We start from the raw sequence: 12,283 nt of genomic DNA on the forward strand, positions 1-12,283 counted from the left end.
GAGACAGATGAAAAAACTGATTGCCGCCCTGGTGGCCACAACTGCGATTGCCGCGCCAGCCATGGCGCAAGAGATTTCCGAATTCCGCATTGGTATTCTGGGCGGAGAAAACGCACAGGACCGTCTGAGCAAGCAGGAATGCTTGCGCGAGCAGACTGAGGACCTGCTGGGTGTGGAGACCAAGCTGTTCGCACCCGCCGATTACAACGGTGTCATTCAAGGGCTGCTTGGCGGCACCATCGACATGGCTTGGCTGGGTGCATCCGGCTACGCCAAAACCTACCTGAGTGATCCCGAAGCGGTTGAGCCTGTTCTGGTCAAGGTCAACACCGATGGCAGCTATGGCTACTATTCGATCGGATTTGCCCGCAAGGACAGTGGCATTGCCTCGTTGGAAGACATGAAGGACAAGACCTTCGGCTTTGGCGACCCCAATTCGACTTCGGGCTTCCTTATCCCGTCAATCGAAATTCCGCAGGCCACCGGTGCAACCATGACCTCGGGTGACTATTTTGGTGAAGTCAAATTCACCGGTGGTCATGAGCAGACTATTGTGGCCGTAAACAACGGTGACGTCGACGGTGGCGTGACATGGGCCGACGGCCTTGGGGACTGGGAAGACGGTTATCAGTCTGGTGCGCTGCGACGCGCTGTGGATGCCGGTCTGGTCGACATGAACGATCTGGTCGAAATCTGGAAATCCGCTCCGATCCCCGAAGGCCCGTTTGTTCTGCGAACCGAACTGCCCGAGGATGTCAAAATCAAGATGACCGGTATGCTGGCCTCGATGAATTCGATTGATGCGGACTGCATGTACAACGTTCTGGGCGGTGAATCCAAAGGCCTTATGCCGATCACCCACGACGCCTACGAAATCATCATCGAAGCGCGCAAGCTGAAGTCCAACTAATCCTGCACCTCCAATGATCGGGGTCCGGTGGCAAACCGGACCTCTTTTTTGCCACTCAGGAGCACTCCATGACAGACATGACCGTAGGGTCCCCCAGCGTCGACCAGATCCGGGCCGACTATTCCGAGATGACACGACGCAAGCGGGTCTATGGTGGTATCCTTCTAATCGTATTCGTAGCGATGATGGCCGCGGGTTTCCGCACTGCCGACGACCGCAATGCCGGCAGCTTTGTCGACGGCTGGCACCGTATCCTCGACTACCCGACTGAGGTTCTGTCGGAAGCATGGGAAAAGATCGGCGCGATGCCGGAGAACCTTGTGAAGTTTTTCCCGGCTCTAGTCGAGACACTCAATATCGCTGCGGCTTCGACGCTGATAGGGGCCATCGCCGGGACGTTTCTGGCGCTGATGTCCACGCGTGGCATGGCATTGTGGCCCTCGCTTATCCCGCTGTTTCGTCGCATCGCTGATATCTTTCGCGCTGTGCCTGAAATCGTTATCGCTTTGGTTTTGATCTTTGTGCTGGGCGGTGGTCCGGTGCCCGCAATGATTGCTATTGCCATTCATACGGCGGGTGCGCTGGGCAAGCTGTTCTCGGAAGTGAACGAAAATGCCTCGCTGAAACCGGTCGAGGGGCTTCATTCGGTCGGCGCAAACTGGTCTCAGCGGATGTATTTGGGCGTGATCCCGCAGGTTGGACCGAACTATGTCAGCTATGCGCTGCTGCGGTTCGAAATCAACATTCGCGCCTCGGCCATTCTGGGTTTTGTTGGTGCGGGCGGGCTGGGATACGAGCTGCGCAACGCGATGTCCTGGGGGCAGGGGCGTTATGACGAAGCTGCAGCCATTTTCCTTCTGCTGTTCGTCACGATTGTTGTTGTCGATCAGATATCGGGTCTGCTGCGCGCGCGCCTTACTCATGGTTCCCAGAAAGGAGCGCTGGCATGAGCACCTTCGCCACTGACCTAACCATCAACGAGTTGAAAGCCGAAGCTGACCGTCTGTTCAACCGAAAACGGCTGACCAACTTTGGATTGCCCGCGCTTGTTTTTGTCTATCTGATTTACGTGTTCTTTGCCTTCGACGTGTCTGGAATGGCCGAGCGTGCGAACTGGGAGAACGGAAAAACGCTGATTGCAGACAGCTACAGCTACAAAACGCATGTTTCGCGTGACAATCGCACCGGCGAGGTTTCAACCGCCATCGAAGGGGAACGCAAGGGCCGCTATCCCGACGGTGAGGCTCCGCACTGGGTGAGTTTAGGCGAAACTACGGTCATTGATCTGGAAGACGGCCACATCGTCCGCTTTGGCCCCGAGACAGTGGAATACGATATCCCCGGCTATGGCATCGTCCGCGCGACACCGACCCGCTCTGCTGGTGTTCAGGCTGAACTGCCCGCAGGCGAGGTGCCGGATTGGATCAAAGTCTCAAAAAACCGCATGGCGATTACAACGGATGCGGGGCGTCTGACCGTGACACGCAACCGGTCCGAGGTCTTCCGCTATTTCAATGGGTGGGAGCTGTTCTGGTTCACGCTTGATAGCCCTTACTATGGTAAGTCGTTCCCGGAATTGGCCGGTCTGGCTGCGCAAGGCGAGGCCGGAGCGATCTCTAACGATTTCTGGACCAACAAGATGTGGCGGCATCAGGATGTTGCCTGGGCCATTTTTGAAACCATCCTGATGGCATTTCTCGGCACGTTAGGCGCGGGTATGATCGCATTGCCTTTGGCGTTTCTCGCGACGCGCAATTTCAACCCGCTCAAGTCTGTTCGGTTTCTGACACGACGTGTGTTCGACTTTGTGCGCGGCGTGGACGCGCTGATCTGGACGGTTGTCCTGGCCCGCGCTTTTGGACCCGGTCCGCTGACGGGAGCACTGGCCATTCTGGTGACCGATACCGGCACGTTCGGAAAGATCTTCTCGGAAGCGTTGGAAAACGTCGACCAAAAGCAGATCGAAGGTTTGCAATCCACAGGGGCGAATGCACCGCAACGCTATCGTTATGGTGTGATCCCACAGGTGACGCCGGTGCTGCTAAGTCAGTTGCTCTACTTCCTTGAATCCAACACCCGCAGTGCCACGGTCATCGGTGCGATCACCGGCGGTGGCATCGGTCTGTTGCTGACGCAAGCAATCATCACCCAGAAGGATTGGGAAGAGGTCGCCTATTACATCGTTCTAGTCATCCTGATGGTGATGCTGATGGACTGGTTCTCGGGCTGGCTGCGCCGACGGCTTATCCAGGGAGAGACAGGCAAGATACGCAAAGCCAGGGACACAAAGGCAAAGTCGTTCTTTTTGCCGTGACTCATGACCAAGGACCACAAAACCATGGCACGACTGCGTTCCGACCAACCGTTTATCCATCCTGATTGCCAAATCTCGGGTAGTTCCTTCGGCGAATTTGTCGAAATTGGTGCGGGAAGCCGCGTTGTGAACTCTGCTTTCAGTGACTATTCGTATTGCGACCGGACCTGTGATATTGCGAATGCCGAGATCGGGAAGTTCGCCAATATCGCCAGTTTCACTCGGATCGGTGCGACAGATCATCCGATGGAGAAGGCGTCATTGCATCACTTCCTGTATCGCTCGGCAGATTTCTGGGATGATGCCGAGGATGACGCGGATTGGTTCAATCATCGCGCCAGTCGCTTCGCCCGGATCGGCCATGATACCTGGATTGGGCATGCGGCAATTATCAAACCTGAAGTGACCATCGGGCACGGCGCGGTGGTTGCCTCGGGGTCTGTCGTCACTAAGGATGTAGCGCCCTATACAATTGTAGGCGGCGTGACCGCCAAACCGATCCGTACCCGGTATCCGGTTGGCGTGGCCGAGCGGATGATGGATTTGGCATGGTGGGATTGGGACAATGACAGTCTACGCGCCGCCCTGCCGGACTTTCGTGCGCTGAGCGCCGAGGCTTTCCTTGAAAAGTACGGGACGGATTGAACGGCATTTCAAAATTGCTCGCGTTCATCTTCTCGGAGAGTGCGGCACTAGGGACAGGATGCATTGATTTCCGCCGCGCCGCGTGATTCACGGCTCCGAAAACGGAGCGGTGAAATGAGCGATCTTTTCTGGCTGACAGGCGCGTAGACGGCGCGTCTTAAGCCCTTCTTTCCGAAATCGCACGGTAAGCCTCGGGTTGATGGCAAGCGGGTTTTGAGCGGCATTATCTTCATCAACCGCAATGGGTTAAGGTGGCGCGATGCCCCTGCAGCCTATGGCCCGCACAAACGCTCTACAGTCGCTGGAAGCGCTGTAGTCAGAAAGGCGTCTTCGCAGGGATGATGGCTGGTCTGGCTGCTGAGCACGGTGAACAGAAGACCGAGATGATCGACGCGACCTACCTGAAGGCACATCGAACGGCGACCAGCATGGCCGCCAAAAAAGGGAGCGCGGTCGCCTGATCGAGTGATTCTAGCCTCTTAATTATTCAAAATAATTGAAATCTCCCCTATTCTCTGCCGGGCGTGATATGAGGATTTTATGTGAGTTCATTTTTTACAAACATTGTTTGAGGATTCTTATGGATAAGAGGTTCATTGGTGTTCTTTTCATAAGTGCTTGCATCGCGGGGGCAGTCACATTGGCTGTTCCGTATTTTCAACAAGACGAGCCCGAAGCTCCCCCGAAAATTACCGCAAATGATGCAACCAAGCGGTTGATTGACGCACAAAAAAAACGACCCGAACGGGCGAGCATCAATCCGGTGGCGTTACAGCGCATGCGGGATTATGAGGCACCTGATCCGACAGAAATTATTCTTGCGCCGGAAACCGGTCTTGGATTGGGTTGGGGGTGGAACGAGTTCCACGGGGAGGCCATCCCGACCCATTGCGTGCAATTTACGCGTGACAAGCCATTCAAAGGTCAAACCTCCGCTTTGGACTTTAGCGAGGTCAATGACCAATACGAGTTGCAGGCCGCCATGGATATGAGCGCTGAGGCCTCCGTCAAATCGGTTGGCTATGATGTTGAAGGCGAGATGAAATTCAGCGCCGAGACGAAGATCAATGGCACCTCTTTGACCTATCTGATCGAGGCAGAGGTGTTGAATGCCCCTTGGGTGGCGCTTCCACCCAGCGCAGGTGCTGGGCAAGCCGTTCAACTGACCCCGATGGCCACGCGCCTGGCAGAGCGGGATCTGGAGTTATTCAAAGATGTCTGCGGTACAGGTTATATTTCCGCCACCTATGGTGGCGCGAAACTCTCAATCGTGGTCGAGATAAAGACCTCAAGCCAGGCCTCGCGCACGGCAATGTCTTCCGCGGTCAGCGGAGGAGGTTGGGGCACGAAGGTGAGCGCAGCGATGGGCGGATCAAGCTCTACAAACAACGAGCAGGCCTCGCGAGAAGTTCAATTCTTTCAATCCGGCGGCCAGCCGGAAAAACTGCCAACAACGCCAACAGCGATTGTCGAAGCAGCAGAAGACCTTGCTGGGCAAGCCGCAAAGGCGGAAAAGATTTTCAGGATTGCCGTCACGCCCTATGAAGTGCTTTCAAACTGGCCGCGTGAAGATAGCCTATCCGGCTCAGAGGTGGAGTATGAAGAACTGGCGGCGCTTTGGGGCAGTTACCGTGCGTTGTTCACCGATCTGCAAGATGCGCTGGATACGCCCGAAGCCTATGTTGTGCCGTATCAGATTTGTGCCTCATCGCCCTGCACAGCCGCGTTTTTACCGGCGACCAACGCCAAGGTCCAAGCAGAACTGAAGGATATGCAAGATGAGATTCTCATCGGACTTGACCGGCTGGAACTGGCAGCTCGGACCTGTATCACTGCCGAAGAACTGTGTGAGACGAACACGGCCTTGTACCGCTCACCCTATGCCTATCAGGTATCAATGCCTGTCCGGACGTGCCTGTTGGTCGACGATTTCAGCACAGATGATGCAAACGCATATAAAACGGCCCGTGAATCTGTTTACAGTGTTGTTTATGGAGAACCTATCCGGAGCGAGGCGAACCCAGCTGAACGAGACCACGGAGGTCCGCTCATCGAAGAATTTTTCCCGGAAGTCGAGCTTGCCTGTGACAATACCAGTTTAACAGGCACTGCCGGGGCAAGTGGAGCGCTTCCAATCTATGCTTCCATGATGATTGAGGAAACTGCGAAGGGGCGCTGCGCGCTGAGTTCACTGGCCCCCGGCTGTTTGAGTAATGCAGATATTTCAGATTGGGGCCAACGTATCGGTCATCATTCGATTTTGTTGACGAGCGTCAAGGAAGTTGAAGCGGTCATTGCAGCCGCCACAGCACCGCAGCAAACACTCTCGTTTGATGCAGCGGATTGCGCCTTTCCAGTAAACGCAGATAATTGGCTGATAGGCGATCCCGGTGCGCCGCTGAAAACCAGTGTCTGGGTTCCGCCTAACTGTGTGGTCGGCATGAAGCAGCTGATCAAAGACACGGCTGAAGCTTCGGCGGCAAAAGACGCGGCGATCGCTGAAAAGGCAATCGAGGTTGGCGTCGATTAGGGTTTGGGGCGGACTATCCCTGCAATCCGGCGTTTACGCGCTCCAAGAAACTGAAGATGATGTCGATCTGATACAAATCGACATTGTTGGTGTTGGCATAGAAGACCTGACTGTATCTCAGGATGGGACGGACACCAGAATTGATGTGAGTGATCATGGTTCCATCAGATTGTCAGATATCGACAGCGCCTTGATCACAACAGATGATTTCTTGTTCCAAATTGCTTGAACTAATTATGCGATTTCTCAAAAGCACGACAGGGAGCCTAACGGCTCCTCTTTTGCGTTTTTGGTATCGTGTTGGGTCAGAAATGCTTGACGTTTGGGTCAGAATTGAAAGGCGCAATTTTTGTGTTTCTTAAGGTTTTGGCAGCCGATTGAGTCAAAGATCTGTGATGTTCAACATCTCTTTGTAAGGCGACACATAGTTCTGTCACCAGCGAAAGAACCTTGCCATCTTCGCCTCCCTTCCTTCATCCAGCACCTAGGCCGATTTTAGTGATCCTAACTTCCTTTTGGGAAAATTAGGGTTGATTTGAAGATTAGACGCTGAAGGCGCCTGTTTCTTCTGATCTGCGACGTGGCGAACGCGGATGCACATAACACCCGAACTGCGATGTGCAGGGGGTTTCTGCTATTGTCTTGTTTCCAAGAAATCAAAACCGGACCCTAGAGCAGCGTGCGGCGAAGGTTCCAAAGGAGCCCTTCCTACTTATTCGTTGGGGTTCGGAGATTGCTGGGTTCAACTTCACTTACCAGTGCTCTTTTGGCACCCAGTCTTCGGCCTCGTTGTTCCACAACCTGTTAGGATTGCCCTCGTCCATTCCCCGGATATGAAGCGTCCGCATGCTCGGCTCTATGAAGATCACCGGCTCTTCGTAGGGGTGTGATGAATAGATGTTTCTTAGAACCTGCACGGTTTTGGCTTCGTAACTGCCCAAAAAGAAAGACAGCTCCACACAGGGTACCTCGACAACCTTTTTGGTTGCCCTGTCGCGCCCACTCCCCAGGGATCTGAATTGTTGCATTCCCGGCGCGGCCTGATAGGTGACGCAATCGTAGTCGCCATATTTCAAAACGTCATCGACCAGAACCGCGTCAATGATCTTTTGCGCATGTGTATCTGGCACCTGGACGACGATCCGCAGACCGTTTTCAGGAACGAATCAATCATTTTCGAGTTTGGACATTGTCATGTTTATCTCCAGCAGCTTCTGCCGAAATAGCTCGTATTGGCGATGCTACGGTAAATGACGGTTCGTTATCGGCCGAACTGTCAATTGTCGTCCGATCCGTCCAGAGTCTTTCTGCTCAGGCCAAACCAGCGTTCGAGCGCATCGAACCCGTCGTCGGAAATGGTAAGAGCGCGACTGCCGGTCCTACGCTCCAACCAGTTCGCTGTCAGTGACTTCTGCATGATCGCTGTGGCCAGCGGGCCGGAAATGTGGTGCCGACGCTCAGTCCAGTCAAGGCAGAGTTTTGCCGGAGGTTTCCCCGATGAAACAGGTGGCGGCTCGATCCCGATAACATCGAGGAAATCCTGATAGCGAGGTCCGGATGTCTAAGCGTCATCTCTGAGATTCAGCACATCAAGGGCAACGAGGCGTTTCGTCATCAGGACGCCGAGCTTACAGCAATATGATTGTAGCAACTGCGTGCGCGTTGTGTGTCTGTCGCGATCTGGCCGGGCCGAGACAAGTGGTCGGTCGGTGACAGGGTAGCCAATCCTTCCAGCACCCGGGCAACGTCAGCACTTGCCACCCAGTGATAAACATGCTGGCCGCTTCGCAAAGAAGCGGTCAGACTGGCAACTTCGAGTTGCTTCAAATGGGCACTCGTCGTCTGCGGGCTAACCTCGGCCGCACAAACCAGCTCTTTGTTGGTGAATGCGCGCCCGTCCATCAGTTCGCACAGGATGCGGGATCGGCTGGGATCGGCGAGCGCGGCCCCGATTATATCCAGTTTCGGTTCGATTGCCATGCAAAACAGATTAAAGACAGAAAACGAATGCACCCAGTAAAAACCGTTCGATGGCGAACGAAATGAGCTGAAAAGCGGACGCTGATGAAGCGTCTGTTTTGTCCCACTGAATAGCCACCACTCAAGCAGAGATCATTTCACATAACACCGGTTCAGCGTTGTTCGCAGTATGTCACAGAGAAGCTATTCAGCCAAAAAATGCCTGTGCATGTCTTTGAGCCAGGAAATATGCACAGCAGATCAAGATATCCTAGTAACTTGCGTGGTTTGTTCGTTTAATTGTTTGCACCCACATCAACGATTTGCAGCCTCCCGCGGCATAATTTTGAAGCACAATTTCGAAAATGAAAGAAAATTCTGTGTCCTATTGATGGCAGGTCGAGCGGTTTTCGGCATCCCCTCAACTGTCTGACCTAATTAATGTTCACAAAACGATCTATGATTACGAAATTCGCCAGAACATGGCTGAGATTTCCGACAATCATTAGCCTGCGATCAGCACCGAGATGCAGTCTGCAATTAACCGCGGAGCAGAAATTAGTGCGACGCAATATGAAGATGCCTTGGTAGTCATGGCGTCGGCGCAAAGCTTTTTTACGGAATACTTCAACGATTTTGATGCAATTCTGGCCCCTTCGGCCAAATGAGAGGCCGTGCCACTGAACGCAGGGCACACTGGAGATTCAGTTTTTTGCCTAGCTTGGACATTGGCGGGTCTGCCGTGCCTCACGCTGCCTTTACTGGTTGGGCAGAACGACCTGCCCATCGGTGTACAATTAATTGGTGCGGTTGAAGAAGATGACCGATTGCTGCGCACGGCATCATGGGTCCAACACAGTCTCAACGCACAGGAACAACAAGGAGAGTAAACGTATGTCGCGGCTGACAAACATTATCATGGGCTTGATTGGTATTGGCCTGATGATGACTTTCATTCTTGGCCTCGCGCACAGTATTTCGACCGGTTTCGCCGGGTTTTGGGGTGGTTTGCCGTTTCTGTGCATGGCGGTCTTCGTTATAGCCCTTGCGCTATACAATTTCTGGGAAGACGCCGTTAAAAAGGACTGATCTCATGAGCGACAAACCAGTCCTCTGGCTTCCACGCCGGCTGTCCGACGCGACCATCGACCGTGCGCGTCGGGACTACGACGTAATCCTCAACGATGCCGACACGCCGGGCACGTCAAATGAGATCATTGCTATGAGCGCCAAGGTTGACGCGATGATGCCCTGTCATTCTGAACACTTTTCGGCTGAAGTCGTGTCGCAACTTGACCCACGCCTGAAAATTGTCGCGAACCATTCTGTTGGCGTTGATCACTGCGACCTCGCCGCTTTGGCGGCGAAAGGAATCGCGGTGACTAACACGCCCGGTGTCCTTTCTGATGCAACAGCTGAATTGGCAATGCTACTCTTGCTCGGTTCAGCGCGGCACGCGGTCCAAGGCGACCGTCTGATGCGCACCGGTACTTGGGACAGCTGGAGCCCATCTTTTATGGTCGGCAAGCAAGTCACGGGTGCGCGACTAGGCATCGTCGGGATGGGGCGCGTGGGTCGGGCATTTGCAGCAAAAGCGCGCGGGTTCGACATGGAAATCCATTACTTCAACCGCACCCGCCTGTCGCCCGATCAAGAACAGGGGGAAATTTACCATGAAAGTATCGACACACTGCTGCCAGTTGCCGATTTCCTGTCGCTTCATTGTCCCGCCACACCTGAAACGCTTGACCTGATGAACGCTGAACGTTTAGCCGCGCTTCCGAGTGGGGCGATACTCGTGAATTCTGCCCGAGGCGCACTTGTTGACGAAGATGCGCTGGTAAACGCAATTGAAAACGGAAAGCTGTCTGCTGCAGGTCTTGATTGTTTCAAGACGGAACCGGGGGGCAACCCAAAGTTCGCCGCGTACGAGAACATCTTCATGTTGCCGCATATCGGAAGCGCAACGACGAAAACCCGCGACGCAATGGGCTTTCGCGCGTTGAAAATTTAGACGCTTTCTTTGCTGGCAAAACACCTCGAGACCTTTTGTAGAAGAGAACATTGCGATGGCAAAACTAGCATTCCTTGGCTTAGGCGTAATGGGTTATCCGATGGCGGGCCACCTACAGGCGGCGGGGCATGAGGTGACTGTGTACAACCGGACATCCGCCAAAGCCGAAGCATGGGTTGCCGAGCACGGTGGCAGCATGCGCGAGACACCCCGTGAGGCGACTGAAGGCGCGGAATTCGTCATGACATGCGTTGGGAACGACCATGACCTTCGTAACGTTTGCACAGGTTCGAACGGTGCATTCAGCGGGATGTCCAAGAGCGCAACGCTTGTTGATCACACGACCGTCTCTGCGATGGTGACATACGAACTGTACACCGCCGCCAAAGAAATTGGTCTGGCCTTTCTAGACGCCCCAATCTCCGGAGGTCAGTCGGGGGCCGAAAACGGTGTTCTTTCCATTGTGTGTGGAGGCGATCATCCCGTATACGATGCCGCTGAACCTATCATGCAAGCGTACTCGAAAATCTGTCGGCGGGTTGGAGAGAGTGGTGCCGGACAATTGACAAAAATGAGCAACCAGATTGCAATCGCTGGCCTGGTGCAAGGTTTGAGCGAAGCGCTACATTTCGCTGAGAAAGCCGGCCTTGACGGTCGTGCAGTGGTTGAAGTCATAAGCCAAGGGGCTGCAGGCAGTTGGCAGATGGTGAACAGATACGAAACGATGCTCGAAGACCATTTTGACAATGGTTTTGCTGTTGACTGGATGCGCAAAGACTTGGGTATCTGCCTTGATGCCGCCAATGAAACCGGCGCTAGTCTACCCGTGACGGCGCTGGTAGATCAGTTCTACAAGGACGTCCAAAAAACTTGGGGGCGGTCGATGGGATACCTCTTCGCTACTCAAGCGACTTCGAGCACTCGGATAGGCCGCGAGTGCAGAGTCAACTTACCCGACTTCGCGTCCCATAATCCGCCCGTGCGTATCAAAACTTGGAATTGCGGCATCCGCATTGGGCCCGTACCAGGTGATTGTCGTGCTCGAGTGTCAATGACAGATACCGAGACGCGTCGATGTGACGGAAAAGCTTTGAGCCGTTAATGGTAGAGCCTACGCTCCAATGAAAATTAGAGTGGTTCAAATTCAAAGGCTTGACCGCCGTTGAATGGTAAATCTAGTGTCGTCCGACACTTTGAAATCATTGGCAAAAATGGCGGTAAATTCCAGCAAACCGCCAACATACCCACCAAATCCATAGGGGTGGCGCTGTCAAAACGTTCGCTTGCGATCGGCGACCAACCCAGGCCGAAAGTATTTTTAGTGCTCGGAAGGGGTTTTTAATCATTGTAGAGCCAGCCACCTTAACATGACTGGCATCCAAACTGTCCCAAACTGGAACCTATTACTTGCAGCCAAATTGCAACGCATTACTGCGTGCTCCAAAAAAAGTAGCAGGATTTCCATGAGCTTATCAAAACAATTCGTTGACTATTGCAGTAAGAAATCAGTCGAACTTTTTCATGCGATTCAGAGGAAAATTTTTTGATGATAAATTTCGATCTGTGTTTCCATCTCCGGGATAACAACAGTTCGGTTGGGGAGGCTCAAATGATGCACTAACAATCAAACCGGACCAGTCAGATGAGGCTGCTCACCGCCCCCATTTCATACTCCCGCTGACAGTTTGGTTTGATCTGGCTTCCCTTTCGGACAATCAGAGCTGATTTTTAGGTCAGACAGCGAAGCTGCCTGTTCCTGCTAATCTGCCACGTGGCGAACGCGGGAGGGGCGAGGTAACGCTATTCGACCGGGATGGTGCGGCCCGCAGGCACAACCGAGGACACGGCCCTGTCTAATAGGGTTGCCCGAGGGGGAGGGCAGCGTCCTCACCCTGACGGCCAGGGCGTTTG

General features: G+C 53.9%; 11 protein-coding genes and 3 pseudogenes. 10 read left to right on the forward strand and 4 right to left on the reverse strand.

Features of this window, described 5'->3' with window-relative positions; translation table 11 throughout:
• The first annotated feature begins 7 nt into the window (after positions 1-7).
• From phnD to QMP16_RS15280, 6 genes and pseudogenes are all read left to right on the forward strand, one after another.
• Positions 8-910 carry a phosphonate ABC transporter substrate-binding protein gene (gene phnD / locus QMP16_RS15255; protein ID WP_282153073.1) on the forward strand — a complete coding sequence of 301 codons (903 nt, stop codon included), beginning with the start codon at positions 8-10 and terminating at the stop codon, positions 908-910.
• A 68-nt stretch (positions 911-978) separates the two neighbouring features.
• Positions 979-1,860 (forward strand): phosphonate ABC transporter, permease protein PhnE, encoded by an 882-nt coding sequence (phnE, locus tag QMP16_RS15260; protein ID WP_282153074.1) that lies wholly within the window; start codon positions 979-981, stop codon positions 1,858-1,860.
• Positions 1,857-3,224 (forward strand): phosphonate ABC transporter, permease protein PhnE, encoded by a 1,368-nt coding sequence (gene phnE, locus QMP16_RS15265; protein WP_282153075.1) that lies wholly within the window; start codon positions 1,857-1,859, stop codon positions 3,222-3,224. Before phnE (QMP16_RS15260) ends, phnE (QMP16_RS15265) begins: the two co-directional genes overlap by 4 nt.
• Positions 3,225-3,248: 24 nt before the next feature.
• A complete protein-coding gene (locus tag QMP16_RS15270; RefSeq protein ID WP_282153076.1) occupies positions 3,249-3,869 on the forward strand; it encodes a chloramphenicol acetyltransferase in 621 nt (206 codons plus the stop codon).
• Positions 3,870-3,983: 114 nt separating this feature from the next.
• Positions 3,984-4,332, forward strand: a pseudogene (locus QMP16_RS15275) (transposase); the annotation flags it as partial.
• 117 nt (positions 4,333-4,449) lie between these two features.
• On the forward strand, positions 4,450-6,399 hold the full coding sequence (locus QMP16_RS15280) for a hypothetical protein (RefSeq protein ID WP_282153077.1): 1,950 nt from the start codon (positions 4,450-4,452) through the stop codon (positions 6,397-6,399).
• A 13-nt stretch (positions 6,400-6,412) separates the two neighbouring features.
• Here the strand turns inward: QMP16_RS15280 and QMP16_RS15285 are convergent, their stop codons facing one another.
• The 4 genes from QMP16_RS15285 to QMP16_RS15300 form a co-directional block, all read right to left on the reverse strand.
• Positions 6,413-6,556, reverse strand: coding sequence for a hypothetical protein (locus QMP16_RS15285; RefSeq protein WP_282153078.1), 144 nt, complete (start codon positions 6,554-6,556; stop codon positions 6,413-6,415).
• A 595-nt stretch (positions 6,557-7,151) separates the two neighbouring features.
• The gene (locus QMP16_RS15290; protein ID WP_282153079.1) at positions 7,152-7,529 is read right to left on the reverse strand and encodes a hypothetical protein; all 378 of its coding nucleotides are present in this window, start codon (positions 7,527-7,529) and stop codon (positions 7,152-7,154) included.
• A 146-nt stretch (positions 7,530-7,675) separates the two neighbouring features.
• Positions 7,676-7,816: a hypothetical protein gene (locus tag QMP16_RS15295; RefSeq protein WP_282153080.1), complete on the reverse strand. Its 141-nt coding sequence runs from the start codon at positions 7,814-7,816 to the stop codon at positions 7,676-7,678.
• 197 nt (positions 7,817-8,013) lie between these two features.
• Positions 8,014-8,379, reverse strand: a complete 366-nt coding sequence (locus QMP16_RS15300) for an ArsR/SmtB family transcription factor (RefSeq protein WP_282153081.1) — start codon at positions 8,377-8,379, stop codon at positions 8,014-8,016.
• 506 nt (positions 8,380-8,885) lie between these two features.
• On the opposite strand from QMP16_RS15300, the gene QMP16_RS15305 reads away from it, so the two are divergent.
• The 4 genes and pseudogenes from QMP16_RS15305 to QMP16_RS15320 all read left to right on the forward strand — a co-directional run bounded on the left by QMP16_RS15305 (position 8,886) and on the right by QMP16_RS15320 (position 11,301).
• Complete coding sequence (locus tag QMP16_RS15305; protein WP_282153082.1) at positions 8,886-9,026, forward strand: hypothetical protein; 141 nt, start codon at positions 8,886-8,888, stop codon at positions 9,024-9,026.
• Between the two features lie 226 nt (positions 9,027-9,252).
• Positions 9,253-9,447 (forward strand): hypothetical protein, encoded by a 195-nt coding sequence (locus tag QMP16_RS15310; protein WP_282153083.1) that lies wholly within the window; start codon positions 9,253-9,255, stop codon positions 9,445-9,447.
• A gap of 4 nt (positions 9,448-9,451) precedes the next feature.
• Positions 9,452-10,413: pseudogene (locus QMP16_RS15315) on the forward strand (2-hydroxyacid dehydrogenase).
• A gap of 14 nt (positions 10,414-10,427) precedes the next feature.
• Positions 10,428-11,301: pseudogene (locus QMP16_RS15320) on the forward strand (NAD(P)-dependent oxidoreductase).
• Positions 11,302-12,283: the final 982 nt, after the last annotated feature.

The organism is Ruegeria atlantica (assembly GCF_947495585.1).
Lineage (GTDB): Bacteria > Pseudomonadota > Alphaproteobacteria > Rhodobacterales > Rhodobacteraceae > Ruegeria > Ruegeria atlantica_G.